Annotated in this window: 25 protein-coding genes; 6 read left to right on the top strand and 19 right to left on the bottom strand. The window is 65.2% G+C overall.

The window, feature by feature from the left end:
* From VEC01_RS13455 to mnmC, 3 genes are all read right to left on the bottom strand, one after another.
* A partial coding sequence (locus VEC01_RS13455; protein ID WP_324901403.1) for a PrkA family serine protein kinase occupies window positions 1-1,882 on the bottom strand: 1,882 nt, incomplete at its 3' end.
* Between the two features lie 486 nt (window positions 1,883-2,368).
* Window positions 2,369-4,801: an AsmA family protein gene (locus tag VEC01_RS13450; protein WP_324901402.1), complete on the bottom strand. Its 2,433-nt coding sequence runs from the start codon at window positions 4,799-4,801 to the stop codon at window positions 2,369-2,371.
* On the bottom strand, window positions 4,785-6,731 hold the full coding sequence (gene mnmC, locus VEC01_RS13445) for a bifunctional tRNA (5-methylaminomethyl-2-thiouridine)(34)-methyltransferase MnmD/FAD-dependent 5-carboxymethylaminomethyl-2-thiouridine(34) oxidoreductase MnmC (RefSeq protein WP_324901401.1): 1,947 nt from the start codon (window positions 6,729-6,731) through the stop codon (window positions 4,785-4,787). The genes VEC01_RS13450 and mnmC overlap by 17 nt, the downstream gene beginning before the upstream one ends.
* A gap of 155 nt (window positions 6,732-6,886) precedes the next feature.
* Here mnmC and VEC01_RS13440 point away from each other — a divergent pair, with 155 nt between their 5' ends.
* Window positions 6,887-7,393: an SET domain-containing protein gene (locus VEC01_RS13440; RefSeq protein WP_324901400.1), complete on the top strand. Its 507-nt coding sequence runs from the start codon at window positions 6,887-6,889 to the stop codon at window positions 7,391-7,393.
* A gap of 66 nt (window positions 7,394-7,459) precedes the next feature.
* Here VEC01_RS13440 and sugE read toward each other — a convergent pair whose 3' ends face one another.
* From sugE to gcvA, 8 genes are all read right to left on the bottom strand, one after another.
* Window positions 7,460-7,780, bottom strand: a complete 321-nt coding sequence (sugE, locus tag VEC01_RS13435; RefSeq protein ID WP_324901399.1) for a quaternary ammonium compound efflux SMR transporter SugE — start codon at window positions 7,778-7,780, stop codon at window positions 7,460-7,462.
* A 96-nt stretch (window positions 7,781-7,876) separates the two neighbouring features.
* A complete protein-coding gene (siaD, locus tag VEC01_RS13430; protein ID WP_324901398.1) occupies window positions 7,877-8,662 on the bottom strand; it encodes a biofilm regulation diguanylate cyclase SiaD in 786 nt (261 codons plus the stop codon).
* 2 nt (window positions 8,663-8,664) lie between these two features.
* Complete coding sequence (gene siaC / locus VEC01_RS13425) at window positions 8,665-9,045, bottom strand: biofilm regulation phosphoprotein SiaC (RefSeq protein ID WP_324901397.1); 381 nt, start codon at window positions 9,043-9,045, stop codon at window positions 8,665-8,667.
* Between the two features lie 27 nt (window positions 9,046-9,072).
* Window positions 9,073-9,615 (bottom strand): biofilm regulation protein kinase SiaB, encoded by a 543-nt coding sequence (gene siaB / locus VEC01_RS13420; protein ID WP_324901396.1) that lies wholly within the window; start codon window positions 9,613-9,615, stop codon window positions 9,073-9,075.
* Window positions 9,616-9,630: 15 nt separating this feature from the next.
* Window positions 9,631-11,622 (bottom strand): biofilm regulation protein phosphatase SiaA, encoded by a 1,992-nt coding sequence (siaA, locus tag VEC01_RS13415; RefSeq protein ID WP_324901395.1) that lies wholly within the window; start codon window positions 11,620-11,622, stop codon window positions 9,631-9,633.
* Between the two features lie 168 nt (window positions 11,623-11,790).
* Complete coding sequence (locus tag VEC01_RS13410; protein ID WP_324901394.1) at window positions 11,791-12,117, bottom strand: AzlD domain-containing protein; 327 nt, start codon at window positions 12,115-12,117, stop codon at window positions 11,791-11,793.
* Complete coding sequence (locus VEC01_RS13405; RefSeq protein WP_324901393.1) at window positions 12,114-12,839, bottom strand: AzlC family ABC transporter permease; 726 nt, start codon at window positions 12,837-12,839, stop codon at window positions 12,114-12,116. The genes VEC01_RS13410 and VEC01_RS13405 overlap by 4 nt, the downstream gene beginning before the upstream one ends.
* An 81-nt stretch (window positions 12,840-12,920) precedes the next feature.
* Window positions 12,921-13,832 carry a transcriptional regulator GcvA gene (gene gcvA / locus VEC01_RS13400; RefSeq protein WP_324901392.1) on the bottom strand — a complete coding sequence of 304 codons (912 nt, stop codon included), beginning with the start codon at window positions 13,830-13,832 and terminating at the stop codon, window positions 12,921-12,923.
* A 323-nt stretch (window positions 13,833-14,155) separates the two neighbouring features.
* On the opposite strand from gcvA, the gene VEC01_RS13395 reads away from it, so the two are divergent.
* Both VEC01_RS13395 and VEC01_RS13390 read left to right on the top strand, forming a co-directional pair.
* Entirely contained in the window at window positions 14,156-15,076 is a 921-nt protein-coding gene (locus tag VEC01_RS13395; RefSeq protein WP_324901391.1) for a DMT family transporter, read from the top strand.
* Between the two features lie 98 nt (window positions 15,077-15,174).
* Window positions 15,175-15,384 carry a hypothetical protein gene (locus tag VEC01_RS13390; RefSeq protein WP_324901390.1) on the top strand — a complete coding sequence of 70 codons (210 nt, stop codon included), beginning with the start codon at window positions 15,175-15,177 and terminating at the stop codon, window positions 15,382-15,384.
* A gap of 34 nt (window positions 15,385-15,418) precedes the next feature.
* Here VEC01_RS13390 and VEC01_RS13385 read toward each other — a convergent pair whose 3' ends face one another.
* The 4 genes from VEC01_RS13385 to VEC01_RS13370 all read right to left on the bottom strand — a co-directional run bounded on the left by VEC01_RS13385 (window position 15,419) and on the right by VEC01_RS13370 (window position 20,301).
* Window positions 15,419-16,189 (bottom strand): ParA family protein, encoded by a 771-nt coding sequence (locus tag VEC01_RS13385; protein ID WP_324901389.1) that lies wholly within the window; start codon window positions 16,187-16,189, stop codon window positions 15,419-15,421.
* Window positions 16,190-16,636: 447 nt separating this feature from the next.
* Window positions 16,637-17,257, bottom strand: coding sequence for a hypothetical protein (locus VEC01_RS13380; RefSeq protein ID WP_324901388.1), 621 nt, complete (start codon window positions 17,255-17,257; stop codon window positions 16,637-16,639).
* 253 nt (window positions 17,258-17,510) lie between these two features.
* Window positions 17,511-19,316 carry a diguanylate cyclase gene (locus VEC01_RS13375; RefSeq protein ID WP_324901387.1) on the bottom strand — a complete coding sequence of 602 codons (1,806 nt, stop codon included), beginning with the start codon at window positions 19,314-19,316 and terminating at the stop codon, window positions 17,511-17,513.
* Between the two features lie 91 nt (window positions 19,317-19,407).
* Window positions 19,408-20,301 (bottom strand): LysR family transcriptional regulator, encoded by an 894-nt coding sequence (locus tag VEC01_RS13370; RefSeq protein WP_324901386.1) that lies wholly within the window; start codon window positions 20,299-20,301, stop codon window positions 19,408-19,410.
* Window positions 20,302-20,398: 97 nt separating this feature from the next.
* Between VEC01_RS13370 and gstA the strand changes: the two genes are divergently transcribed.
* Together gstA and VEC01_RS13360 are read left to right on the top strand one after the other, a co-directional pair.
* Window positions 20,399-21,007, top strand: coding sequence for a glutathione transferase GstA (gstA, locus tag VEC01_RS13365; RefSeq protein ID WP_324901385.1), 609 nt, complete (start codon window positions 20,399-20,401; stop codon window positions 21,005-21,007).
* Between the two features lie 21 nt (window positions 21,008-21,028).
* Entirely contained in the window at window positions 21,029-21,691 is a 663-nt protein-coding gene (locus VEC01_RS13360) for a glutathione S-transferase family protein (RefSeq protein ID WP_324901384.1), read from the top strand.
* Window position 21,692: 1 nt separating this feature from the next.
* Here the strand turns inward: VEC01_RS13360 and VEC01_RS13355 are convergent, their stop codons facing one another.
* The 3 genes from VEC01_RS13355 to VEC01_RS13345 are packed head-to-tail and all read right to left on the bottom strand — an operon-like array spanning window position 21,693 to window position 23,789.
* On the bottom strand, window positions 21,693-22,265 hold the full coding sequence (locus tag VEC01_RS13355; protein ID WP_324901383.1) for a DNA-3-methyladenine glycosylase I: 573 nt from the start codon (window positions 22,263-22,265) through the stop codon (window positions 21,693-21,695).
* Between the two features lie 41 nt (window positions 22,266-22,306).
* Window positions 22,307-22,534 (bottom strand): hypothetical protein, encoded by a 228-nt coding sequence (locus VEC01_RS13350; protein ID WP_324901382.1) that lies wholly within the window; start codon window positions 22,532-22,534, stop codon window positions 22,307-22,309.
* A 19-nt stretch (window positions 22,535-22,553) separates the two neighbouring features.
* Window positions 22,554-23,789 (bottom strand): dienelactone hydrolase family protein, encoded by a 1,236-nt coding sequence (locus VEC01_RS13345; protein WP_324901381.1) that lies wholly within the window; start codon window positions 23,787-23,789, stop codon window positions 22,554-22,556.
* Window positions 23,790-24,095: 306 nt separating this feature from the next.
* Here VEC01_RS13345 and VEC01_RS13340 point away from each other — a divergent pair, with 306 nt between their 5' ends.
* Complete coding sequence (locus VEC01_RS13340; protein ID WP_324901380.1) at window positions 24,096-24,350, top strand: DUF6139 family protein; 255 nt, start codon at window positions 24,096-24,098, stop codon at window positions 24,348-24,350.
* Between the two features lie 117 nt (window positions 24,351-24,467).
* Here the strand turns inward: VEC01_RS13340 and VEC01_RS13335 are convergent, their stop codons facing one another.
* Complete coding sequence (locus tag VEC01_RS13335; RefSeq protein ID WP_324901379.1) at window positions 24,468-25,289, bottom strand: DUF429 domain-containing protein; 822 nt, start codon at window positions 25,287-25,289, stop codon at window positions 24,468-24,470.
* Between the last annotated feature and the right edge of the window lie 48 nt (window positions 25,290-25,337).

The raw sequence follows: 25,337 nt of genomic DNA, 5'->3' as shown, positions 1-25,337 counted from the left end.
GGCGGACCTGGCGTTCGGTGTAGCTGCGGGTCATCATGCGTTCGACGAAATCGTGGTGCTTCTTCTCGGTGTCGCTGTCCTTCTTGGACCCGAAGCTGATGACCGGCAGCAGGTCTTCGACCTGGCTGAACATCCGCTTCTCGATGACCTCGCGGATCTTCTCGTACGAGGTCCAGGACGGGTTCTTGCCCTTGTTCTGAGCCCGCGCGCGAAGGGCGAACTTCACCACCTCGTTGCGGAAGTCCTTGGGGTTGGCGATACCGGCGGGCTTCTCGATCTTGCTCAGCTCCTGGTTCAGCAGCTCGCGGTTCAGCAGCTGGCCGGTGTCGGGATCCTTGAAGTCCTGATCCTCGATCCAGGCGTCGGCGTAATCCACGTAGCGGTCGAACAGGTTCTGGCCGTAATCGTGATAGCTCTCCAGATAGGCCTTCTGGATCTCGTTGCCGATGAACTCGGCATAGCGCGGAGCCAGCTCGCCCTTGATGAATTCCAGGTACTTCTTCTCGATGTCCTCGGGGAATTGCTCGCGGCGGATGGCGAGTTCGAGGACGTACATCAGGTGGACCGGGTCGGCCGACACCTCGGTGGTGTCGTAGTTGAAGGTGGACGACAGCACCTTGAAGGCGAAGCGGGTCGAGATGCCGTCCATGCCCTCGTCCACGCCGGCGGAGTCCTTGTACTCCTGCATGGGCTTGGCCTTGGGGTCGGTCTCCTTGACGTTCTCGCCGTCATAGACCCGCATCTTCGAGAACAGGTTGGAATTCTCGTGTTCCTTGAGCCGGCTCAGCACGGTGAAGCGGGCCAGCATCTCCATGGTGGCGGGCGCGCACGGCGCCTCGGCCAGCTCGGACGTGCGGATCAGCTTTTCGTAGATCTTCTGCTCCTCGGTGACGCGCAGGCAGTACGGCACCTTGATGACGCAGATGCGGTCGATGAAGGCCTCGTTGTTCTTGTTGTTCTTGAAGGTCTGCCACTCGGCCTCGTTGCTGTGCGCCAGGATGACGCCCTGGAACGGCATGGCGCCGATATTCTCGGAGCCGGCGTAATTGCCCTCCTGCGTCGCCGTCAGCAGCGGATGCAGCATCTTGATCGGGGCCTTGAACATCTCGACGAATTCCATCAGGCCCTGGTTCGACAGGCACAGGCCGCCGGAATAGCTGTAGGCGTCCGGATCGTCCTGCGAATAGTCTTCCAGCTTGCGGATGTCGACCTTGCCGACCAGGGAGGAAATGTCCTGGTTGTTTTCGTCGCCCGGTTCGGTCTTCGAGATCGCGACCTGCTTCAGGATCGACGGATAGCGCCTGACCACGCGGAACTGGTTGATGTCGCCGTTGAACTCATGCAGGCGCTTAACCGCCCATGGGCTGGGAATGGTTTTCAGGTAGCGGCGCGGAATGCCGTAGTCCTCTTCGAGGATCGCGCCGTCTTCATCCGCATCGAACAATCCGAGCGGCGATTCGTTCACGGGCGAGCCCTTGATGCAATAGAAGGGGACATGCTCCATCAGGGATTTCAGCTTCTCGGCGATGGAGGACTTGCCGCCGCCGACGGGACCGAGCAGGTAGAGCACCTGCTTGCGTTCCTCGAGGCCTTGCGCGGCATGACGGAAATAGGAAACTACCTGCTCGATGACTTCCTCCATTCCATAGAAATCACGGAATGCGGGATAGATCTTGATAACCTTGTTGGCGAAGATGCGCGAGAGCCGCGGATCATGGCGCGTATCGATCAGCTCGGGCTCGCCGATCGCTTCGAGCATGCGCTCGGCAGCGGTGGCGTAGGCGAGGCGATCACGTTTGCACAACTCCAGATATTCTTGCAGGGAGTATTCCTCTTCCCGTGTCCGCTCATACCGTGCTGCGTAGTTGTCAAAGATCTTCATTGGGCTTCCTTTGTAAATCTACCGGTCGTATAGGGTGTCGGATACAGATTGGTTTTCCACTCCGCAATTTAATAATACGCAGAAATTTTTCGAGTCGATAGGAAATTTTTTTCTTTTTTTCCCCGGCGAAAATACTTGAGAAAAAGGCTTTCAACTTCTTCTTTTCAAAGCATTATTTCAGCGCGATTTTTTTGCGTTTCGGCGTCGGATACGTAAAACTTTTTCGAGTGAAAGTTGTCCCGCTCAGCGTTTTTCGCGCGCCGTTGCGGAAAGGTGCGTGCGAAAACGCGACACTCGGAAAAGTCGCGCGCGGCCTCCATCGCATGCGGTCAACCGCATTGAATTTTCAAACGTTGGAACTGGATGGAAAAGCGCCGGCTGTTCCTGCGATTGCCGCCCGCGATAGCGTCATGAGCTACTGTATATACAGTAGCGAAACAATTTCCTTGCACTGCATATGCGATCGCATATAGTAGTGATAAGCGATCACTTGCCGAACAAGCCCTTCAGCTGTTCCTGCAGCTGACTGCGGACTTTTTCTTTCTGTTCTTCGAGCGCCTTCTGCGCTTTCTCCCGCACTTCGTCTTTTCTCTCGTCGAGCTTGCGCTTTGCGAGCTCGGTCGCCATGCCGGCGAAGTCGACCTGCCAGCCGATCGCGCTGAACGGCCCGGACAAGCGAACCGGCACCGTCAATCCCTTCAGCGCCTGCAGTTCCGGTCCGCCTTGCCCCTGCAGCGTCGATACCACGGTGGTGCGCGCAAGATAGTCGAGGCGCTCGGCGCCGAGGTTGATGTCGCCGGCGCCGGCAACGCGGATCAGCGGCGACTTGATGCTCAGGTCATCGTTGCGCGCCACGCCGTCGGTAATGCGGAAGCTGCCCGTCAGTTCGCTGAAATCGGTTTTCTCCGCCCCCGCCGCCGTGCCGGCCTGCGCCTTTTCATCGCCGCGCAATTGCCCCAGCCGCGCCTTCGCGTCGCGTACCGCCTGCGCGATATTGATGCCGCGCACCGCGCCGTCGCGCAACTCCAGCCGCGCGCTGCCATTCAAGGCCTTGCGGATCTGGTCGAAGCTCATGCCACGCGTGGTCACGTCGAGCTGCACATTCCCCTTGCCCGAAACCGGATCCTTGCCGATCGCATCCTTGAGCAAGGGGCCGACGTCGATGCCGGACAGCGTCTGCCGCAGCGCGAAGCGCGCCGGATTGCCGGCGGTGATTGTCAGCGCGCCCGATGCGCTGCCGCCGTACAGGCCGGCCGCGATCGGGCTGGCGTCCAGCCTGCCGTTCGCCGCGCGCACGTCGACGCGCACATTCGACGAGCGGACATTGGCGGCCTTCAATGCGCCGATGCGCATGCTGCCGTTCGCATGCAGTTTCTGCAACGCGGAAAAATCAGGCGGCCGTTGCGCCGTTGCACCCTGCGCCGCTTGTGGAGCCGGCGTTGCGGCACCCGGTGCCGCCTTCGCGCGGTAGCGGTCAAGATCGAGCTGGTCGATGCCGACATCGAAGGTATACAGTGGCGGCGCAAAGCCGTTCAGCCCGAGCCGGGCATTGAAGACGCTCTGGTCCAGCCGGCCGTCGAGCCGGGCGCTCGCGGTCTTCTTGCCGAGGTCGACCCGCGCCTGGCCATCCGCCTTCAGCTTCAGCATGCCGCCGCCGGGATTGGGCAGGTTGAGGTCGGCGGCGATGCGCGACAGCTCGACCTGCTGCTGTTGCAGGTTGGCGCTGACCGGCGTGACCAGCGATCCGCCGAGCGCGGTATCGCCCTGCTTGCCGGAGAGTTTCAGCGTCAGCTGCGGCGACGTAAACAGCAGCTTGTCGATGTCGCCGGATACCGCACCGGAAACGTTCGCCTTCGCATCGAGCCTGTCTTGCCGCAGCGCGATATCGAGCGCGAGCGCCGGGATGCGGAAGGCTTGCGGCGATCCTTCGAAGGCCGGCGCGCTGAAGCTGGCGCGCACATCGCGCGCGCCGCCCGCCGCGGCGACCTCGCCGCTCAGCTTGCCACCGCTGACCGTCGCGTCGGTCAGCGCCAGTTTCGGAATCTCGAGCCTGCCCTTGATCGTCTCGGCGGAACGCTTGCCATCCACCGCGAGCTTCACGCCATCAAGCACGAAGCGCCTGGCTTGCGGCTTCAGGTCGGCGTCGCCGGAAAGCCGCAGGCCAAGGTCGCTGAAGCCGGCCAGCCTGCCCTTCACATCCGCCCCCAATCCCTTGAACCGGTATGCCTTAGCGGCAAGGTCGAAGCTGAAGCCGGTCTTCAGCGCCAGCGCCGCATCGACATCCGGCCGGTCGCCCTTGATCCGCGTGCTCAGTTCCAGCTGGCTTGCCGCGCCGTCGGCAATCTTGCCGGTTTCCAGGTCCAGTCCGGACAGCTCGATGCGGCGTGCCTGCTGGCGGTCCTCGAACAGCACGCTGGCATCGGTAAGGCGCACGCCGTCGATATCGAAACGCAGCGGCGCGCCGCTCCCTTCGCCGCCGCCGCCACCCGCGGCACCCGCGCCGCGCCCGGCGTCCTCGTCCCTGGCAAGCAGGTCGTCGAAATTGGTGCTGCCGTCCTTGTTGCGCCGTATCGTCGCGCGCAGGCCGTCGATCCGCACCTGGTCGACCACGAATTGCCGGGACAGCAAGGGCAGCAGCGCCAGCGACAGCGTGGCATGCCGTACCGACGCGAATTCGGCGCTGCCCTTGTGCTCGGAAATGCGCAGCGGACCGAGATCGGCGCCGAGTTTGGGGAAAAAGCTGAGCTTGATGTCGCCGGGGATGGCGAGGGTGCGCTGCGTCTTTTCCTGCACCAGGCGGATCAGGAGCGGCTTGTAATCGTTGGGATTGAAGGTCGCCGCGAAGATGCCCGCAGCGGCGACCAGCAGCGCAAGCAGCGCGGCAACAGCAAGGGCGGCATATTTAAGAGTCTTCCTCATGGCGTTCCGGCGCCGAAACGCCGCGACGGTGCATCTTCAGCGCAAAACGGGCCGGGTCGAGCGCCTCGGCCAGTTCGCGCTCCACCGGCAGCGGCTCACCTTCCAGCATGGATACCAGCAGTTCCGCCGCCAGCGGAGCCCAGACCATGCCGCGCGACGCATAGCCCAGCAATCCGTACAAGCCCGGCAGCCGCGGCACGTCGCGCAGCCTGCTGCCGGCGACCGGCGCCGCCGGGTCCGGCAGCGCGCCGACCAGCGGCAGGCGATCCGGCGACACGCAACGGAAGCCGACCCGCCCCTCGGGCGGCAGCGCCGCGACGCCCGCCACCGCCTGCGGCAGCATCTGCGCCAGGCGCGCGAGGTTTTCGTCGTGGCTGGCTTGCCGCCACTGCGGGTCGCCGTCAAAGTCGTAGGACGCGCCCAGGCAACAGATGCCGTCGGCCGCCCGCGTCAGGTAACCCTCGCCGCACAGCACCACCGGCACCGGCGGCAAGACTTGCGCGGGCACATGGGCCACCTGCCCGCGCACCACGGCAAGCGGCAATCCTTGTGTTTGAGGAAAGGCGCAGGCTTGAGTTCCATTCGCGAGAATGACGACCGGCGCGCGCGCGACCACCGCGCCGGTCGCGTCGCCGACTTCCCAGCCGCCATCCACTTGCGCCAGGGTAAGCGCGTCCTGTGCAAAGCGCCGTTCGAGGCGGTCGCCGCAGGCATCGAGCAGGGCTTTGCACAGGCTGGCCGGCGTCAGCCAGCCGGCCTGCGGAAAGAGCCAGCCGCCGGACGCGGCCGGATTGCCGGTCAGCCCGCTTGCCGACTGCGCATCGATCCAGCGCACGAAATCAGGCGGAAAGCCGAGCGCCTGCACGGTTTCGCGCTGCAGCCTTGCATGGTTCGCATCGCGCGCCAGTTGCAGCACGCCGCAGACTTCGCCGGCAAAGGCGCGGCCGATGCCTCCCACGCGATCCCACAGCCGCAGCGCATAGAGGAACGCGGTGCGCACCAGCCGCGACGGCAGGTTGTCGTCCTTCGACAGCAGCGGCATCGCGATGCCTGCGCGGTTGCCGGACGATTCCTGCGCCGGCCGATCGTGCCGTTCCAGCAGCGCGACATGCCAGCCGCGCGCGGCGAGGCGTTCGCAAGCGGCGCTGCCGGCAATGCCGGCGCCGACCACGATTGCCTGCCGGCCCGCGGCGGCGGCGGGCACGGCTGGCGCCGGCACCTGCCAGCGCGGCGCGAAACGGGCGGCCAGCATGTCGCGCTTGCGCCCGAATCCCGGCCGCTTCTCGCAGACGAAGCCGCCCTCTGCAAGCACGCGGCGCACCGCCGCGGACACGGTATAGGTCGCCGCGGTGGCGCCGGGCGCGGCGATGCGATTGAGCCGCGAGAGCACTTGCGGCGCCCACATCTCCGGGTTCTTGCTCGGCGCGAAACCGTCGAGATAGAAGGCATCGGCGGCGGCCGCTATCTGCGGCAGGCAGTGCGCGATGTCGCCGAATACCAGGGTCAGCGCGACCCGCCCGCCGTCCAGCATCAACCGGTGGAAACCGGCGATCAGCGGCGGCCAGGCGGCGCGCAGCTGCGCCGACAGTTCGGCCAGCTCCGGCCATTGCGCATGCAGTTGCGCCAGGTCTGCCGCGGCGAACGGATGCTTTTCGACCGCGACGTAATGCAGCCGCGCCGGCGCATCGCCGTCGGCTCGCCATGCCTGCCAGGTCGCGAGGAAATTCAGCCCGAGGCCGAAACCGGTCTCGAGGATGGTGAAGTGGCTGCGGCCGCGCCAGCGCGCGGGCAGCCCGTTCCCGCCCAGAAAAACATGGCGGGCCTGCGCCAGGCCGCCGTCGGCCGAGTGATAGACGTCGCCGAAGGCTTCGGCGTAGGGGACGCCGCCGGAATAGGAAAGCGTGGCGGGAACCAGTCGGTGCACGGTCATGACGGATAGCAGGTGTGGAGATGCCGCCATTGTAGCGGCGCCGCATTCCGGCGGCGGACTTGCGGCGGCATCAAATGGGCTGGGAAAAAATGTCGTATAACGAGGACTGCTGCGATAATACGCAGCCACGTTTTCAAGACTACTTCCGTTAAGAGATGAATCGCACCAGCAATCCCTCCGCAGAATCCGCCGCAGAACCCGCCGCCCGCCCGGCTTACGTCGTCAAGAATTCGCGGGTGCATGGCCGCGGCGTGTTCGCGACGCGCAAAATCCCCGCAGGCACCTGCATCATCGAATACCAGGGCGAGCGCATTACCTGGAAGGAAGCGGTACGGCGCGAGAACCTGAAGGCGCCGGACAACTTCCATACCTTCTTCTTCAGCCTGGAGAGCGGCAGGATCATCGATGGCGGCAGCAACGGCAACGATGCGCGCTGGATCAATCATGCCTGCGAACCGAATTGCGAAGCGCGGGAAGAGGATGGCCGGGTGTTCATCTATGCGCTGCGCGACATCGCGCGCGGCGAGGAACTCAATTACGACTACGGCCTGATCCTGGAGGAGCGGCACACGCCGGCCCTGAAGCGCGCCTATGCCTGCCTGTGCGGCGCGCCGACTTGCCGGCAGACGCTGCTGGCACCGAAGCGGAAAAAGAAGGCGTGACCGGTAGCCGCGCCGGCAGCATCCGTTGCGGCCGGGTGCAAAGCGCGACCGTCAGGGGATGAAGCGTCAGACCGGGCTCAGCAGTTTCAGCCCGCCGATGCCGCACAGGATCAGGCCGATGCAAAGCCACTGCCCCGGCGACAAGCCTTCATGGAGCAGCACCGCGCCGAGGATCGCGGTGCCGAGCGTGCCGATGCCGGTCCATACCGCGTACGACGTGCCGACCGGCAGCGTGCGCATCGCCAGCCCGAGCAGCAGCACGCTTGCGACCATCGAGACCAGCGTCAGCAGCGACGGCACCAGGCGGGTGAAGCCTTCCGTATATTTCAGGCCGATCGCCCAGCCGATCTCGAACAGGCCGGCGACGATGAGGATAAACCAGGACATGTTTCTCGTTCCTGCGCACTTTGCGCATGGTGCTGCGGCCGTCCGCAGCGGTTGGAAAAGGCAGCGGGGCCGTCCCCGCGCCGTTGCCGGATGGCGCTAGGCCGCGATTTCGCAGCGGTTGCGCCCGTTGCGCTTGGCCTCGAACAAGGCCGTGTCGGCGCGGTTGATGGTATCAGAAATGCTCTCGCCCGGCCGGCGCTCGGCCACGCCGAAGCTGGCGGACAGCCGCAGCGGCGTGTCGTGCGCCTGCATCTCGATTTCCGCGATCGCGCTCCGCATCCGTTCCACCACGTGCGCACCTTCCGATGCGGTGATCTCCGGCATGATGACCATGAATTCCTCGCCGCCCCAGCGGCCGCACAGGTCGTAGTCGCGCACGCCGCACCGGATTGCGTCGGCAATCCGCACCAGCACCTTGTCGCCGGCTTCGTGGCCGTAGGCGTCGTTGACCGACTTGAAGCGGTCCACGTCGGCCAGCGCCACCGTCAGCGGCCGGTTAAGGCGCTCGGCGCGCGCAGTTTCAACCTTCAGGCGATCCATGAGCATGCGGCGGTTGCCGATACCGGTCAGCGCATCCCTGGTCGATGCTTCCTTCAGTGCCTCGTTCATGTCGTGCATCATCGACTGGTAGCGGTCGGAGATGCGGGCAATCTTTTCCAGCTGCCGCAACTGCTTGTGATAGCGCCCCGTCAGCGACTGCTTCTCTTCCTGGCTGACGCTCTGGAAACGGTCGGAAATACGGGCGATGCGGTCGATCTGGTGCAACAGGCCGCGGTATTCGGCGTACAGTTCTTCGAGTGCATAGCGCAGCGGATTGCCCGCGTTTTCCGGGTCGGCCAGCAATGCCTCGATCAGCAGCTCGATATGCTTTTCGTCGCGCACGGTCAGCTCACCTGACTGGCGATGCGGAACGGGAAGCTGCAGTCTTCCTTGAACTCCTCCGCCAGCTCAGCGACGCGTTCATTCTGCTCGTCGTAGTACCAGTTGACCGCCACCTGCCGTCCGCTTCGGTGCGCCTCTTCGAGCATGTCGAAGATGTCCATCATCACCTTGACACTGCTGGTATTCAGGTACAGCAGGTGCAGTTCGAGCGTCAGCGGGCGGCTGCCGTCCTCCAGAAATTTTTCGATCCATGCCACCAGCGGCGAGAACAGCTCGAACGAGTTTTCCGGATAGGAATCCCCGCGCATCTCGACCACGCCGGCTTGCGCGTCGGCGACGATTGACGGTGTCGACTGAGTGCTTTCTACGTTGAGGTTATCCATTCTTCCATCCTTCGGGATTTGATGCATTCACATGACGACGCGGATGCTGAAAAACGCGCGTCCGTCGTCGAGGGAGCGCAGCGCGCAGGAGAGCGGCGCGGCCGCCTTGCGCGCGAGGTCGATCAGGCCGAGCCCGGCGCCGGACGCGCTGCCGGCTTCGCGCGGCTTGCGCAGCTGTTCCTTGTAGCGGGCCTTGAGCGCCGGCTTGTCCATCGCGGCCAGCGTCTCCACGCGGGCTTGCAGTGCCGGGCCGTCGGCCGTGTCGACGATGTTGCCGGCAGAGACCACGTACCGCCCCTCGGCATCGCGCGCGATCACCACGGTGGCAGATGCTTCCGCATTGTCCCAGCCCTTGCCCGCGGCATAATGCCGGATGTTCTGCGTCAGCTCGATGTAGGCGCCGAACACATCCATCGCGGACGATGCGGTTGCGTTTTCGCGTTCCATGTAGTTGCGCAGCGCGTTGCCGATTTCCTCGATCAGGCTCCTGGTCAACGGCCCGTTGAAGCACAGCATGATGCGCTGTTCGTTATAGGTCTTCTGCAGTGAAAAGAGATCGATCAGGCCCATGTTCTTCCCTGAAGTTTATGCAAACCGAAAACTCATCATCGTGATGTCGTCGCGCTGCGGATGCCTGCCCTGGTAAGCCTCCAGTGTAGAGGCAAACGCCGCGCGCTGCTCGTCCAGCGGACGCTCGGCGTGCTGCCGCAGCATGTCCACGAAGCGCGCATTGCCGAAGCCGAATCCCTTTTCGCCCCCCGCCTGATCGAGGAACCCGTCGGTCGTCAGGTAGAAGGTCCGCGCCGGCAGCAGCTCCGCCTGTTCGTTCCGGTAGGCGCCGGGATGGCGGCCGCCGATCGAGCGGCGCGCGCCGTTGATAGTCTCGACTTCCCGGCCGTCGCTCCAGTACAGTGCGATCCGGGCGCCGGCAAAGGTGATGCGGCGTGCGGCGAAATCGATGTGTGCGACGCCGGCGTCCATCATGGTTGCGATATCGCGCCGGCTGTCATCCGCTTGCAGCATGCTGCGCATCGCCGCGTCGGTACGGCCGAGGATGGCTGCCGGATCAAGGGCCCCCGTTTCATCGATCGCCTGGTCGATCGCCGCGCGCGCGAGCATCGTCATGAACGCCCCCGGCACGCCGTGGCCGGCGCAGTCGACCACGCCGAGCAGACAGCCGCCTTCCACCTCACGATAGATGTAGAAGTCGCCGCCCACCACGTCGCGCGGCCGCCACAGCACGAAATGGTTGTTGCCAAGCGCCGCGCCCAGCTGCCGGTCGGGCAGGATTGCGCGCTGGATCAGGCTGGCATAGGAAATCGAGTCGCTGATCTTCTTGTGCGCCGCGCTCATCTCGAGGTTCGCTTTCACCAGTTCCCGGGTGCGGTTACGTACCGTTTCCTCCAGCTCTTCGGTGTGGCGCCGCACTTTCTGCGCCATTGCGCCGAAGGCCGTGGTCAGTTCGCCGATTTCGTCGCTGCGGGCCGGCGGCAGCGCGGTGCCGTAATTGCCGGCCGCCATCTCGCGCGCCGAATGCTTGAGCTTGACCAGCGGCGCCAGCACCAGCCGGTTGACGGCGTACACGAAGCCGGCCATCACGGTGGCCAGCAGCACCAGTCCGGCAAGCACAATCCATTTCAGCAGGCCGGCGTCGATCAGTTCGGCGGCGTGGATGTCGACCGCGGTGAGCACATGCCACTTCAGTTCCGGGATATAGGACACCGCAAACAGTTGCCGCCTGCCGTCCATCACTGCAGAGAAGACTTCGGCCTTGCCGGGCGCGGCGACCGCGGCATCGAGTGCTCGGCGCGCCGCCGCCGCATCCGTCTCGCGCGGCAGCAGGCCGAACAGCGACTGCTCGCGGCCGGCTTCGACGGTCGCGGAGTTGAAGGCGATGCGCTGGTTGTCGGGATGGGCCTGGATGGCGCCGTTGCTGTCGACGATCATCGGCGTCACGCCGGGTTCGGTGGTGCCAAGGAAGGTGCGCAGGAAACTCGACAGGTCCAGGCCGGTGCCGGCCAGGCCGATGGTGCGCGGGCCGTCGTTGACCAGCACGTTGAACCACACCTTGGTCAGCCCCAGCTTGACGTCGGGGTCGACGTTGATGTTGAACGGCTTGTCGCCGATGATGGTGTTGAAATACCAGGCGTCGTTCCTGTCGTCCGGGTTCAGCCGGTAACGTGGCGCATCGCTGAAGGCCGATTTCGCGTCGTTGAAATAGTAGTGGTTGCTTCCCGCCGCAATCAGGAAATAGGACTTGTCGTTAAAGTCCGCGCGGAAGCTTTCCGCCTCGCGCAGCGCCGCCGCCTTCGTGCGCGGATTGCCGTCGTCGGACAGCCACTGCCGGATTACGTCCGACCGGGCCAGCCGCAGCGACAGGGCGAGTTCGCGCGCGACCGGCGCCAGGATGCGCTCGCGGTTGAGCAGGGTAAAGTTGCGGGTATAGGCGGCGCCGAGATGGGAGCGGATGGATTCAAGGGCCTGGATGCCGGCCAGGCCGGCCAGAAGCAATACCAGGACGCAGGTGCCGAACAGCGCAAGTACCGACTTGCCGCGTAGTCCGAGTGCGCGCCCCATGTAGTCTCCAGCCAGGTCTGTCGTCCGGGGCTGCGCCTGCCGCCCCGTGCTCATGCCCCCGTGAGGGCAAACGGGGAAATTCTGCCAGCCATTGTTCCGGAGCGCAACGACCTGAAGTTAAAGTCCCCTAAACCGTCGGTCAAACGCCGAAAATTAAAGAAGTGACAATCACCCTTGCAGCACCCCGAACTGCCAGCCGAAGAAAACCAGCAGCGCGACGCCGATGGTCAGCAGCTGGCGCCGCGTGACCGCGCACACCAGCACCGCGACGACCGACGCCACCAGCTGCGGATTGCGCCAGGACAGTTCCAGCCCCTGCCCGTGCGGCGCCAGCACCATCGGCACCACGATCGCGGTCAGCACCGTGACGGGCACGAAGCCGAGCGCCTGCTGCAGCAGCGGCGGGAAGGCGACGCGTCCGCCGAGGACGAAAATGGCGGCCTTGATGAAGACGGTGACGGCGGCCATGCCGAGGATCATCCAGGTATGGCTCATGCGGCCTGGCCCTCCCGCGTGCGGCTCGCCTGTCCGCGCAACAGCGCCAGGCCGACGCTCACGCCGACCAGCACCGCCGACATCAGCCCGAGCTTGTACGGCAGGTCCTTCAGCAGATAGGCGAACAGGCCCGCGGCGAGCGCCGCGCCCAGCTGCGGCAGCCGGGAGAGCTGCGGCACCACGATGGCGATGAAGGTTGCCGCCATCGCGTAATCGAGGCCGAGCGATTGCAGCTGCGGAAAGACCGCGCCGAACAGGAGGCCGACCAGGGTCCAGATCTGCCAGTTGATGTACATCGACAGGCCGGAGCCGAGGAAATACCAGTGCCCGTGCGGACTGTCCGGCTGCCGGCTGTAATAGCCGTTCATCACCGCGAAGGTTTCGTCGGTCATCAGGAAGCCGAGCGTCCACCGCCAGCGCGCAGGCAGATGCGCCACATGCGGCAGCAGCGTCGCCGCGTACAGCGCATGGCGCAGGTTGACGATGAAGGTGGTGAGCCAGATCACGAGCACGCCGGCATGCCCGGCGACCAGGCCCGCCGCGATGAACTGGCTGGAGCCGGCGAACACCGTCATCGACATCAGTTGCCCCTGCCATGCGGCAAGAGGGCCGGCGCCGACGAGGGTGCCGAAGATCATGCCGAACGGCGCGGCGCCGACGATCATCGGGATGGTATCGCGCGCGCCGGCGGCGAAGCTGGAAAAACGGGTAGGCTGCGACATGTCAGTTCCTTTCGGCGCACATGATAATGCCGCCGCGCGCCGCGCGCTTGTATGTTCTTGCGGCGCTTCGGTTGCAGCCCGTCATTCCAGCCCGAGGGCCCGCTGCTCCTTGCGCGTGAACGCCGCCGCTTCCGCGCGCAGCCATTGCATGAAGTCGGCCAGGTGCGCGGACGGCTTGCGTCCCGGCGGGGTGACGAGATGATAGGAATACGGCGCCGGCGCGATGAGGTCGAACACCCGCACCAGCCTGCCGGCAGCGAGATCGGCGGATACCAGCGCGCTGCGCCCGATCGCGATGCCCTGCCCCGCCGCGGCCGCCCCGAGCATGAGGTTGCTGTCGCTGTAGCTGGCCTCATGCAGGAAATCCTCCGCGTCCACGCCGGCGTGCCGGCACCAGGCATTCCACTCCATCTGGCAGTCGTCGCGCAGGATGCGATAGCGCTTCAGGCTAGCCGCGGTCTGCGGCAGCCTGCCCTGGTTGAATGCGGGGCTGCAGACCGGGAACAGCCATTCCTCCAGCAGCGGCTCCGCATGGCAGCCCTTCCAGGCGCCGCGGCCGTAGCGGATCGCGAGATCAGCCTGGCCGCGGCCAAGGTCCTTGAGGTCGGCCGATGCCTGGATATGCACCGCCACGTCGGGCCGCAGTTTCTGGAAACGGGCCATGCGCGGCAGCAGCCAGCGGTTGGCGAAGGACTGCAGGGTGGTGACCGTGATCGACGGCGGGCGCTGCAACACGCCCACCTCCGACACCGCCCTGCTGATCTGCAGCAGGGCCGGCTGAATGCGCCGGAACAGCAGCAGGCCTTCGCGGGTGAGCGCCATCTGCCGTCCGCGGCGTTCAAACAGTGGAACGCCGAGCATGCTTTCCAGCGTGCGGATCTGCTGGCTCACGGCGCTGTGGGTGACGTGCAGTTCACCGGCAGCAAGCGAATAGCTGCCGTGCCGGGCGGCGGATTCAAAGGCGTGCAGGGCGTGCAGGGGTGCGGGGCGCATTCCGTCGGGCTCATTCATGCATTGCGTCTTATTGTTAGTTTTTCTAACAGGGCATGTCAATAAATGTCGTTCGATTGTTTGCACGCGGGCGCTTACACTTGCATTGAGCGGCTTTCATATTAGTGCAGGCTCGAACCCTCCGGGCAGCCCCGGGAACCGGCCGCCTGCGGTGTTGCGGGGGGGCGCCGAGTCCTTCTTGCCGTAGCACGGGAGCGCCAAGCCCGCTACGACGCATCGCCGCGCCTAGCATTCGGCCGGTTCCCGGGGCTGCGCGACCCCTGCACTAATAGGAAAGCCGCTCTAGTCCAATGACAGGATCGCCCATGTCCACTGCCAACCTGCTCCGCCTGCTGCTGCTCGGCGCCATCTGGGGCACCAGCTTCATGCTCATGCGCGTCGCTGTGCCTGCGCTCGGCCCGTTGCCCACCACCTTCCTGCGCGCGCTGCTCGGCGGCATTACGCTGTACCTGTTCGCGCGCATGCGCGGCATCGATTTCCGCTGGCGCGACAATGCCCGCACCTATCTCGTGATCGGCCTGTTCAACACCGCGATCCCGTTCGCGCTGTTCGCGTGGGCGGCGCTGCACATTCCGTCGGCCTACATGGCGACCATGAACTCGCTGGCGCCGATCTTCACCGGGCTGTTCGGCTTCCTGCTGCTGGCCGAGCGGATGACGCCCTCGCGCATGATGGCCTGCGTGCTCGGGCTGGCCGGCGTGGGGGTGCTGGTCGGGGTCGGCCCGACCCGGGTATCGCTGCACACCGTGCTGGGCGTGCTCGCCGGCATGGGTGCGGCCGCCTGCTACGGCTTTGCGGCGACCTACACCCGCATGAAGGCGTCCCAGATCCCGGCGCTGGCAGCGGCCACCGGCAGCCAGTTCGCGGCCGCCCTCGCGCTGCTGCCGCTGGCACTGGCCGCCGCGCCGCCGGCGCCAGCCTCCCTCCCGCTGCAGGCGGTGCTCGCCGTGGCCGTGCTCGGCGTGCTGTGCACCGGGCTGGCCTACGCGATTTTCTTCCACCTGATCGCGGCAGAGGGCGCGGGCAAGGCGATCACCGTCACCTTCCTGGTGCCGGCAACCGCGTCCCTGTGGGCCTGGCTGTTCCTCGGCGAGCCGGTCACCGCGGGAACGGTGGCGGGAATTGCGGTCGTGCTGTGCGCCACCGCGCTCGCGCTCGGGCTGGCCGGGAAATGGAAGCTGCTCTTTGCGCGGCGCGCAGCCGCAGGGCCGGCCAGGCGGCCTTAAGACAGAGCCGCATCCGGCATGGCGCCGGCAATGTCCTATACTTGAGGAGAAAATATCGATCCGGAAAAACAACAGCTTGCCGGCCACAGGGAGGCCTCATGCAGAAGTTCGAATTCTCGATTCATACCCGCAGCGGACAGAAAGTGGACGCCGTCGTCATCGCCGGCCGCGACCAGGCGGATGCGGAACGCAAGCTGTTCCAGATGTACCGCAATTGCACCGTGATCACCTGCAGGATGAAGCTGCCGGAGGAAAAACCCCGGCAGGCGAGTTCGATGGAAGACATCCTGACGCTGATCTCGAAATAGATGCGCAAGCGGCGCCCGCCGCCGGCGGGGCGCGTTATTCGCCGAAAAACCCCGCCGCCGTCAGCTCGTCCAGCAGCGCATCGTAATCCTGCGCGCCGCGGCTGGACGGCGCGTGCTCGAACACCGTCTTGTTGTGCGCCGGGCTTTCCGCCAGGCTGACATTTTCCGCAATCCTCGTGCGGCACACTTCCTCGCCGAACTGCTGCACCAGCATGTCCTGGATCTCGCGCGCCATGCGCCGGCGGGCATCGAAACGGGTCAGCAGGTAGCGCCGCTTCACCCGGCGCTTGAGCACCGGCTCCAGCGCCCGCAGCGCCTTTTCCACCTGCAGCGCGCTCTTGTAGGACAAATGGTCGGCGGAGACCGGCACCAGCACGCAGTCGCTGGCAAAGATCGCGTTCAGCGACAGCACGCCGATCATCGGGCAGCAGTCGATCAGCACCGGGCTGCCGCCGCTGCCCAGGCGCTCGGCGCGCAGCGCGACATTGAGGCGGTTGACCACGTTGTAGCCCTTCCCGAACAGGGTATCGACCTTGGACAGTTCCATATGGGAGGGAATGACGCGGATGCCGCTGGCGGCGCCATGCACGAGCTCGGAGAGGGGGCGGTTGCGCTGGAACAGGCTGAGCACGGTATCGTCGCCGGCGCCTGCCGTCACGCCCGCGATCGCGCTGAAATGCGCCTGCGGGTCGAGGTCGATCCCGCATGGGGTGCCGCCGCGGCGCGCAAGCGCAGCGGCCAGGTTTAGCGTGGTGGTGGTCTTGCCCACGCCTCCCTTCTGGTTGAAGACGGCAACGATGGTCATGGCTGCCGTCCATCTTACTGTAGATTCCGGCCTCGCGGCGCGCCAGCGGCATTGGTGCCGCGGCTTGAGCACCCAGGTTCCAGCCGGACAGCTTCCCTGGTCCGATGCCGATGCCGATGCCAGCCAGCAGCGGCGGCCGCGATACGGAAAAAAATGGAGTGGAGACTGCGCCGCCCCCACTCCAAACCTCAGGAGACACTGAGGAGAGACTGCATGGCCGGCCTTTCACCGGGATGAATGCCGGCTCACGCTGGTTACTTGCTGCTTCGACGCGGGCCCACATTGCCCACGCGAGGACTGTAGCAGCGCTCGTGCAAGAGAAAATCCGGAAAGATGGGAAGTCTGTCTAAGAAGATTCAGCAGCGGGGACGGACGGGAACCGGGCGGGTCCGCCGGATCGCATGAAAAATATCAACACGACAACAGGGGCGGGCGGCGAGGCGCCCGTCACGGCTTGCCGGACGGGCTTTGCTGCTGCGATGGAGCCGGCGCCGTGCCGGCATCGTCCTGCCCCGACGGTTTCTGGCCGGCCGCCGGCGCAGCCTCCTGCGCGGCCTGCGCCTTCTTCGCCGCATTCTCCGCGGCCACGGTGAACGCAGACAGGCAGGCTGCCCTGAGCTCTTGTTCGAATACCGGCGCGAACAAGGTCTTGCTGCGCGAACGGGTCAACCGTGTCGATTGCGGCAGCAGGTAATCGCCGGACGGGTTTTCCAGCCGCAACCAGTGCAGCATGCCCTTGGCTTTTTTCATCTCCACCCGCACCCGCACCGCCGGGTTCGCGCGGGTACTGGTAGCGACCACGGTCGCGGTGTCATCAGCCACTTCACCCAACACCGACGGCGCCATGCCCTCGTCGATCCGCTCCGCGCCCGCTGTCGAGAAGAAATGGGCGCCGCACAGCCTGCCATCCTTCTGATGCAGTTCGAGCACAAAGTTGGAGCACCTGCCGGAGTCGCGCTGCGCGCCGCTGGGGCACAGCCAGGCAACCCAGGCGCCGCTGAAGTCCTCAACGGCGGATGCCGGCAGGCTGACGGTCAGCAACAGGAGAAAGAGGGCAGGAACATGCATGGCGGCAGGCCTTCCGGTAAAAAAGGGCGTGACCAGACATTTACCAGAGTGCCCGCCGGACTTCTTGCGCCGACGCAAAGCTGGAGGATGTTATGAACCAGGGAAGGGGTCGCATCCGGTCGAGAACCGGCCGCCCGCGGTGTTGCGGGGGATGCTGAGTCCTCCTTGCCGTCGACCCTCCACGGCGCGTCGCCGCGCCTGGCAATCGGCCGACTCTCGGGGCTGCGTCCCCTTTCCCAGTTCTTAACACCCTCTAGGCCGCCAGCGCCGCGTACTGTTCGACCCGGTTGCGCCCGGCGGTTTTCGCCGCGTACAGCGCCTGGTCAGCCTCGCGCATGTACTGCGCAAGTTCCTTGTCGGACGGGCGCCGGCCGAAGATGGTATAGCCGATGCTCAGCGTGTGGGAAATCACCTGACCATCGAAGACGGTGACCTCTTCACTGAATGCGTGGCGCAGGCGCTCCAGCACCTCCACCGCGCGCGCCTTTTCGGGAACCTCGAGCAGCACGCCGAATTCCTCGCCGCCCAGGCGGCTCACCACGTCGCCGGGACGGGTATTCTCGCGCATGAGGCGGCCAAGATGGCGCAGCACCGCATCGCCTGCCGAATGGCCGTAAGTATCGTTGATGCGCTTGAAATAATCGAGGTCGATCAGGCCGAGCACGAACACGCCGGCCTGCGCTTCGTTGGCCTGCGCGCGCTCGAGGAAATCGCGCCGGTTGCCCAGCCCGGTCAGGTCGTCCGTGCGCGACAGCCATTCCGCGCGGCGGCGCGCCTTGTCCAGGCTGCGGGTGCGGTCCGCGACCTGGGTTTCGAGTTCCTGATTCTTGTTTTCCAGCGCATGGTGGTAGCGCTGCTCCGCCGCTTCCTTGTCGCGCTGCAGGATGCGCATGCGGTCGTACTGCGCCACCGACAGCAGCAGCAGCTCGCCGAAGAATGCCAGTTCCGCCCACAGGAATGCATCATAGGAATACATGCCAAGCCGGGTCACCACCACGCCGACGGCGACGGTCATCGAATAGAGCACCTGCGCGCCGACGTACCAGCGCGCATACACAACGCCGCCGCGCCAGGCATTCCAGCCTGCCAGCGGCGCGACGATCGCGTGCAGCACCACCAGCGCCATCGTGATCCGGGTTACCAGCCCGTGCAGATCGGCCAGCCGCAAGACGATGGTCGCGAGCGATAGCCAGACCAGCGCGCGCAGCAGGCGGTCGGTCCATGGCAGCCGCTTCGGCGTATGCAGGAAGTCGCGGGTAAACACCGCGGAAAACACGATCGCCAGCAGGAAGAAGATGTGCACCGCGTAATTCACCGCATCGGGCGCATCGACCAGCAGGTACTGGCCGAGCAGGCCATTCATGCCCATCCAGGAGCCGAGCACCGACAGCGCATACAGCGCGTAGATCGAAAAGCGCCGGTCGCGCGACACCACCCAGCCGGTCAATGCGGAGAACGCCAGCGCCAGCGGCAGGCCGTACAGCACGCCGAGCAGCAATTGCCCGTGCGCGATCTCGCGCTCGAACGAGGCGCTGGAATCGAGCGAGAACGCCAGGTGGATGTCGGCGGTGTGCTTGTTGCGGATGCTGATGTAGACCTGGGCCGTCTCGCCGGCGCGGCTGATATGGCGCACTGCCGGATACCGGTAATGCACCTGGCGCTCCCGCATCAGGGTGCGGTCACCGCCGATCGCGCGGGTCACGACGCGTCCGTCCACCACCACCCAGAATTCGGCGTAGTCGGTAAACGGCACCCGGTGCTGCATCACCCACTCCAGCGGTTCGCTGCCGGGATTGTGCACGGCGACCTGCAGCCAGTAATGCGAGTGCGTCAGGCCGCGGATGAAGTTGGCGCGGTCGAGCGCGGTGAAGCGCTCCGGCGGCAGCGCCCGCACCTGTTCGAGCGTCATGGCGCGCTGCGCATCCTCGATGAATGCCATGCGGCCGAACATGCGGTCGGATTTCAGGTCCGGCCCGACGTCCAGCGGCGCTGCCGCAAGGATCGCCGGCGCGTACAGCATCGCGGCCAGGATCGCGGCAAGGAGCTTGAGCAGACGCATGATGAGTTCTCTTGCCGGCGCCGGTCTGCCGGGATGCACGTGGCGGGAAAGTGAGCGGTATTGCCGATGATCAACCGGCATGCCACGCCTGTCAAGGAAGAACGAGTTCCCGCCGCAGGAATTCGAACAGCAGCTTCACCCGCTGCAGGTGCCTCACATCCGGGTGGGCGAGCATCCACAGCCCGGTCTCGAGCGCTTCCAGCGGCCCCTCGAGGATGCGCACCTGCGGATGGTCGCGGAGCAGGAACAGCGGCGCCACGCCCACGCCAAGGCCGCAGACGATGGCGCCGGCCACCGACAGCACGCTGTTGCAGCGGAAGCGCGGCTGCAGCTTCGGATAGCGCTGGAGGCGCCAGCGCGCCGACGGGTGGTCGGCCAGCGATTCGTCGAGCGCGATCCAGTCGGCCTGCTCCAACAGCAGCGGCGCGCCGGCACGCTCGAGGTAGGACGTCGCGGCGAACACCGCCGACGTCAATGTGCCCAGGCGGCTGCCGACCAGGTGCTCGGGCGGCTTGCGGGTCGCACGGATGGCGACGTCGGCGTCGCGCCGGCTGAGGTCGGCGATCGCGTTGGCGGCGATCAGCTCGAGGTCGATCTGTGGATAGGCAGCGGTGAAGCGGGCGAGCACCGGCAGCAGCAGACCGTTGAGGATGGTGTCGGTGGTCGTGATGCGCAGCACGCCCGAGGGCGCGCTGCTGCTCCTGGTTGCCGCTTCCCGCGCTTCCTGCAGCTGCGACTCGATGCGTTCCGCGTGGCCGGCCAGTTCGCGTCCCAGCTCGGTCGGCAGGTAGCCCTGGCGGCCGCGCTCGAACAGCAGTTCGCCGAGATCGCGCTCGATGCGCTTGATCGAACGAAACACGGTGGAGGTGTCGACCTTCAGGCGCTCCGCGGCGCCGGCCAGCGAACGGCCGCGCACCAGCGCCAGCAGGAGTTCGAGGTCCGCGAGGCTGAGCGACGATTGCATTCTTGCATAGGATGGTTTCATGGATGCCTATTTTCATTGCACTTTTGCAGACCTACATTACCACCATGCCGCCTGCAATGGTAGACGGCCCTCCCCCACCATCCTGAAAGGACCGATCATGAAACTGTATTACTCCCCCGGCGTCTGCTCGCTTGCCCCCCATATCGCGCTGCGCGAGGCCGGCCTGCCGTTTACTCTGGAAAAAGTCGATGCCGACACCAAGCTGACCGCGTCCGGGGCGGACTATCGCGCCGTCAATCCGAACGGCTATGTGCCGGCGCTGGAAATCGAACCCGGGCTGGTGCTAACCGAAGGGCCTGCGATCATGCAGTACATCGCGGACCGTGCGCCGGCGGCGAAGCTGGTCCCGCCGGCAGGAAGCATGCAGCGCTACCGGTTGCAATCCTGGCTGAACTTCATCACCTCGGAAATCCACAAGGGCTTCTCGCCGCTGTTCAAACAGGGCATGCCGGCAGAAGCGAAGACCCTGTTCAAGGAGCAGCTCGCGCAGCGCTTCGACTACGTGGAGCAGCATCTCGCACGTCATGACTGGCTGCTCGACGGCGGCTTCTCGGTTGCCGACGCCTACCTGTTCGTCACCACCGGCTGGTCCGGCTTCGTCGGCATCGACCTGAAGAAATGGCCGGCGATCATGGCCTTCCGCGAGCGGGTGCAGGCGCGCCCGGCAGTGCGCGATGCGCTGCGCGCCGAAGGACTTCTGAAATAACGCGACCACCGGAGCAAGCCCATGAAACTCACTCTCATCAGCCATGCGCTCTGCCCGTATGTGCAGCGTGCCGTAATCGCGCTCAAGGAAAAGCAGGCGGCCTTCGAGCGCATCGACATCGACCTCGCGGCCAAGCCCGACTGGTTCCTCGCGGTCTCGCCGCTGGGAAAAACGCCGGTGCTTCTGGCCGGCACGGCGCCGGTATTCGAGTCCGCTGTGATTTGCGAATACCTCGACGAGACGCTCGCGCCGGCCCTGCATCCGCGCGATGCGCTGCAGCGCGCGCAGCACCGCGCGTGGATCGAGTTCGCGTCGGCCGTGCTGAATGGAATCTGGAGTTTTTACACGGCAAAGGACGAGACCGCGTATGCGGCGGCAGCGCAAACGCTCAAGGAGCGCTTCGCGCAGCTGGAGCAGGCGCTCGGCAGCGGCCCTTACTTCGGTGGCGCCGATTTCGGGCTGGTGGATGCGGCATTTGCGCCGGCGTTCCGCTATTTCGAGGTGTTCGGCGGCGCCAGCGGCGTGGATCTTTTTTCCGACGCGCCGAAAACGCGTGCGTGGCGCGATGCGCTGGCGCGGCGGGCATCGGTGCGCGAAGCAGTGTCCGCCGACTACCCGGCGCTGCTGCGCGCGTTCGTCATCGGCCAGGGCGGCGTGCTGGGGCGGCGCCTGGCCGCGCGCTGAGTCATGCCCCGCTCAGCGCGCCATGCCGGAAGCAGTCGATGCAATGGTCGTTGACCATGCCGGTCGCCTGCATGTACGCATAGACGATGGTCGAGCCGACGAACTTGAAGCCGCGTTTGGACAAGTCCTTCGAGATGCGGTCGGAGAGCGGCGTCCTTGCGGGGCAGTCGCGCAGGTGCACCCAGGCGTTCTGGATCGGCTTGCCGTCCACGTACGCCCACAGAAAAGGCGCCAGGCCGCCGCATTCCTCGCGCAGCCGCAGGTAGGCGCGCGCATTCGAGATCGCGGCGGCCACCTTGAGCCGGTTGCGGATGATGCCGGGGTTGGCAAGCAGCTGCGCCACCTTGGCGTCGTCGTAGCGTGCGATGCGTTCCGCATCCCAGCCGTCGAAGGCGGCGCGGTAGTTGTCGCGCTTGTTGAGCACCGTCTCCCAGCTCAGGCCGGCCTGCGCACCTTCCAGGTTGAGCATTTCGAACAGCCGCGTCTCGTCGCGGCAGGGCACGCCCCACTCTTCATCGTGGTAGGCAAGGTAGCGCGGATTGGCCGGATTGGCCCAGGAGCAGCGGACTGGCATGGCGTCGGCACGAAGGTTGGACGCCCTGATTGTAGCCCGCTTTACTTGATGCTGTACTTCGCCTTGATCCAGCGAGCGGCGCCGATCACGAGCGCGATGCCGAGCAGGTCTGCGAGCGCGCTCTGCTGGCTGAGCTCGAAGCCGGCCATGCCCTTCAAGCCGGTCACGATCATCCAGGCGCTGAGTGCGGACAGCGCGACGCCGTTGAGCTGCCCGGCATAGTATTTCGCCAGCGCCGTCAGCAGCTTGGGCCTGGGTTGCTTGTCCATCCCGGCTCTGGGGGAACGGTTACGGACCGGTCAGTGCAGAAGTCTGCGGGCTGGCCGGCGATGCGATGCGCGTCGGCAGCGACTCGTCGGTCCACACCACGTGGTTGTCGACCGCATACAGGCGGCACGGCTGATTGCTGTTTTTCTGGCAATCCTGCAGCGCCTGCTCGACCGGATCGTCACCGTCTTCCGCCCAGCTCCAGGCGCCGGTCGGCGATACCGCGAACGCGCGTGGATACGACTTCCCGAGGAAGACGCGGTATTGCTCGCGCGCGCTGCCCTTCAGGTACGGAATCGCGTCGACATTGTCGATTGCCGCGTACTCGATTTGCGGTACCTTCACATCGGTGTCGAGCGCGAGCACGGTGTCGGTCGGCATGCCGAGCTCCTTCAGGAACTTCTCGGTTTCCGGCCACCAGATCTTCACGCCGTCGCGGCTGGCGCTCATGCCGTGCGCATCCTTCTTGAACGGGCCGTAGGCGACCAGGCGCGCATTGCCGCCAGCCTGGATGTAGGCGTTGTGCAGGCGCGCGGCGAGATCGGGGCCGAAATGGTTGTCGTTCTCGCCATAGAACCAGAGGCTGGGCAGCGTGCTCTTCGCGCCGTAGCTGGCAAACGCCTGCACCAGCGATTGCTGCCAGCGGCAGTCGCCGCCGTGCATCTTCAGTCCGCCCGCGAAATTGATCAGCCCCTTCACGCCGGGATACTGGCGGGTGCCGAAGGCAAGCGCGGTAAGACCGCCATAGGACTGGCCGGCGACGACGACGCGCCCGGCGTCGGCCCAGGGCTGGCCGCGCAGGTATTCCAGCGCGGCCTGCAGGTCATCCGCCTGGGACTGGCCGTGCGCGGTCATGTCGCAGCCGCGGTCGACGTATTCGCCGCTGGACTTGGAAAAGCCCTTGCGCATCGGGATGATGACGGCATAGCCGCGCTTGACGAATTCGCGGCTGAGCACGATGAAACGGTCGCGGTTCTGGTTGCGCGGATTGCCGAGAGCCTTGCCGTGGTTCATCACGACCACCGGAAACGGGCCTTCGCCGGGCGGCTTGAAAATCGTCGTTTCCAGCTCGATCGACCGGGAGTCGAAGCTTGCCGGAATCATCACGACTTGTTCATTGAGGACGGCGTCGAGCACGACGGCTTCAGCCGGGGAGGAACTTGCGAACAAGCTCGTTGCGAATGCGAAGACACCGATGACCGCCGAGATGGTCCAGCTTTTCTTCGCGTCACGCTTCTGGATACATAAATCCTTCATACTTCCGATACACGTCGAATTGCAAACACATCGGCCCGCCGTGCGAACCGCCGCATTGCACTGCATCAAGCTTGACGCAGCACAACGTTGCCCATTCTAAAGATCGGATTTCCGCGATTCAATACGCGTTTATGCAACTCGGAAAGTTTTTTTCCAGAAAATTGGTGACGCTGCAAGCGTTTTTACTGTTTCTGCTTGCACTGTTACAAATGAAGGGAGGGGAGCAGGGGGGACACGCGCCGGGCGCAACCTTTTTCGATGCCACAAGGTCAATAGCAGACACCCTTTTTTTATAAGGATGGGATCATGAAAGTTGACGTGTACAAGCGCCCGGAACGGGAAGGCATGTTTTCTTATCTCGCCGTGCCGGAAGGAAGGCCGATTCCTTCGGAAGCGACCAATATCGACTGGGAAACTGCGGAGAACAGTATCGACCTCGACGAAAACAATGAGCCGGTGCACGGCTTTTCCGCAGCGGATGCGCTGTCGCAGATCAATGACAAGGGCTACGCGATCACGCGCGTGCAAAACAACAGGATGCGCATCGGCCCCAATGTCTGACCCTTTGGCCGGCAGGCGCCGGCCTTGATGCATTTTCTTTTCACGGAAATACGGGATTGCAATCCCGGCCGGCAGCGCCGGCAACGCGGGGGCGGCGGAAGATCAGGCAATCAATGATCAACCAGTCAATCCGTCATGGGCCGCTCCCGCAGTCCATCCCTCCACCTGATCGATCACACCGGGCAAGCCGAAATTCGGCCGTTGCGCTGCCCATGCGCCCGCCACTGCGCACAGCACCGCGTCCAGCAAGTCGGCACTGCCGTCATCGAGCAGGCGCAGGCGCAATGCCTTCTTCATCCGCAGCGTGACCCCAAGCGGATGCGTGCCCTGTTCCAGCGCGGCGACGATCGCCGTGCGCGCCGCGCGCCGCTCCGCCGTCTGCCGTGCACGCTCGTCGCTCTTGTAGGAAGCCCTGGTCACCATGCGCGCAACGAGCCCGGGGTACGCTTCGAGCGCGATGCGCCGCGGATCGCCGGCGTGCAGGCCGTGCACCGTCACGCCGGCGTTCAGCAAGCGTTGCGTGCCTTCGTGGAACATGTACGCAACCGGCGGGTTCACCCATTTCATCGACGGGCTCGATCCCGCTGGACGGTCGGTGGCGCGGTGCGCGAACTTGTTGCCGACGGGACGGGCATTGCAGAATGCCTTGAAGGTGTCGCGCAGGCGCGCACGCGGCAAGGCCGCGCAATGTCGCACCAGTGCCGCCCATTCGAGCGGCCAGCCCAGGTGTTCGACGAGTTCGCGCGACAGCCCGAAAGGAAAATCGAATCCGCCGATCCAGGCGCCCGGCTGCGCAAGCCAGGCTTCATAGCTCTCCCACCCGGGATGCGCGTCGATACGTTCAATACGCAGCAGCGCGCCGTCGAGCACGCCATGCGCGACCGTGATCGGTTTGGCGCGGCGCGGTGCGGAAGTGAAGTCGACGCCAACGATGTCCATCAGAATTAGTGTAACCGCAAATGTTGTGCATTCTCTGCGGCCATTTCT

It is taken from the genome of Noviherbaspirillum sp. (assembly GCF_035627455.1).
GTDB lineage: Bacteria > Pseudomonadota > Gammaproteobacteria > Burkholderiales > Burkholderiaceae_D > Noviherbaspirillum.
The sequence above is the reverse complement of the archived record's forward strand: the minus strand, read 5'-3'. Positions and strand labels throughout refer to the sequence as shown.

Coding starts and splice junctions, on each gene's coding strand:
- VEC01_RS13450 (WP_324901402.1), bottom strand. CDS start 4,801: ATGAGGAAGACTCTTAAATATGCCGCCCTTGCTGTTGCCGCGCTGCTT.
- mnmC (WP_324901401.1), bottom strand. CDS start 6,731: ATGACCGTGCACCGACTGGTTCCCGCCACGCTTTCCTATTCCGGCGGC.
- VEC01_RS13440 (WP_324901400.1), top strand. CDS start 6,887: ATGAATCGCACCAGCAATCCCTCCGCAGAATCCGCCGCAGAACCCGCC.
- sugE (WP_324901399.1), bottom strand. CDS start 7,780: ATGTCCTGGTTTATCCTCATCGTCGCCGGCCTGTTCGAGATCGGCTGG.
- siaC (WP_324901397.1), bottom strand. CDS start 9,045: ATGGATAACCTCAACGTAGAAAGCACTCAGTCGACACCGTCAATCGTC.
- siaB (WP_324901396.1), bottom strand. CDS start 9,615: ATGGGCCTGATCGATCTCTTTTCACTGCAGAAGACCTATAACGAACAG.
- siaA (WP_324901395.1), bottom strand. CDS start 11,622: ATGGGGCGCGCACTCGGACTACGCGGCAAGTCGGTACTTGCGCTGTTC.
- VEC01_RS13410 (WP_324901394.1), bottom strand. CDS start 12,117: ATGAGCCATACCTGGATGATCCTCGGCATGGCCGCCGTCACCGTCTTC.
- VEC01_RS13405 (WP_324901393.1), bottom strand. CDS start 12,839: ATGTCGCAGCCTACCCGTTTTTCCAGCTTCGCCGCCGGCGCGCGCGAT.
- gcvA (WP_324901392.1), bottom strand. CDS start 13,832: ATGCGCCCCGCACCCCTGCACGCCCTGCACGCCTTTGAATCCGCCGCC.
- VEC01_RS13395 (WP_324901391.1), top strand. CDS start 14,156: ATGTCCACTGCCAACCTGCTCCGCCTGCTGCTGCTCGGCGCCATCTGG.
- VEC01_RS13390 (WP_324901390.1), top strand. CDS start 15,175: ATGCAGAAGTTCGAATTCTCGATTCATACCCGCAGCGGACAGAAAGTG.
- VEC01_RS13385 (WP_324901389.1), bottom strand. CDS start 16,189: ATGACCATCGTTGCCGTCTTCAACCAGAAGGGAGGCGTGGGCAAGACC.
- VEC01_RS13380 (WP_324901388.1), bottom strand. CDS start 17,257: ATGCATGTTCCTGCCCTCTTTCTCCTGTTGCTGACCGTCAGCCTGCCG.
- VEC01_RS13375 (WP_324901387.1), bottom strand. CDS start 19,316: ATGCGTCTGCTCAAGCTCCTTGCCGCGATCCTGGCCGCGATGCTGTAC.
- VEC01_RS13370 (WP_324901386.1), bottom strand. CDS start 20,301: ATGAAACCATCCTATGCAAGAATGCAATCGTCGCTCAGCCTCGCGGAC.
- gstA (WP_324901385.1), top strand. CDS start 20,399: ATGAAACTGTATTACTCCCCCGGCGTCTGCTCGCTTGCCCCCCATATC.
- VEC01_RS13360 (WP_324901384.1), top strand. CDS start 21,029: ATGAAACTCACTCTCATCAGCCATGCGCTCTGCCCGTATGTGCAGCGT.
- VEC01_RS13355 (WP_324901383.1), bottom strand. CDS start 22,265: ATGCCAGTCCGCTGCTCCTGGGCCAATCCGGCCAATCCGCGCTACCTT.
- VEC01_RS13350 (WP_324901382.1), bottom strand. CDS start 22,534: ATGGACAAGCAACCCAGGCCCAAGCTGCTGACGGCGCTGGCGAAATAC.
- VEC01_RS13345 (WP_324901381.1), bottom strand. CDS start 23,789: ATGAAGGATTTATGTATCCAGAAGCGTGACGCGAAGAAAAGCTGGACC.
- VEC01_RS13340 (WP_324901380.1), top strand. CDS start 24,096: ATGAAAGTTGACGTGTACAAGCGCCCGGAACGGGAAGGCATGTTTTCT.
- VEC01_RS13335 (WP_324901379.1), bottom strand. CDS start 25,289: ATGGACATCGTTGGCGTCGACTTCACTTCCGCACCGCGCCGCGCCAAA.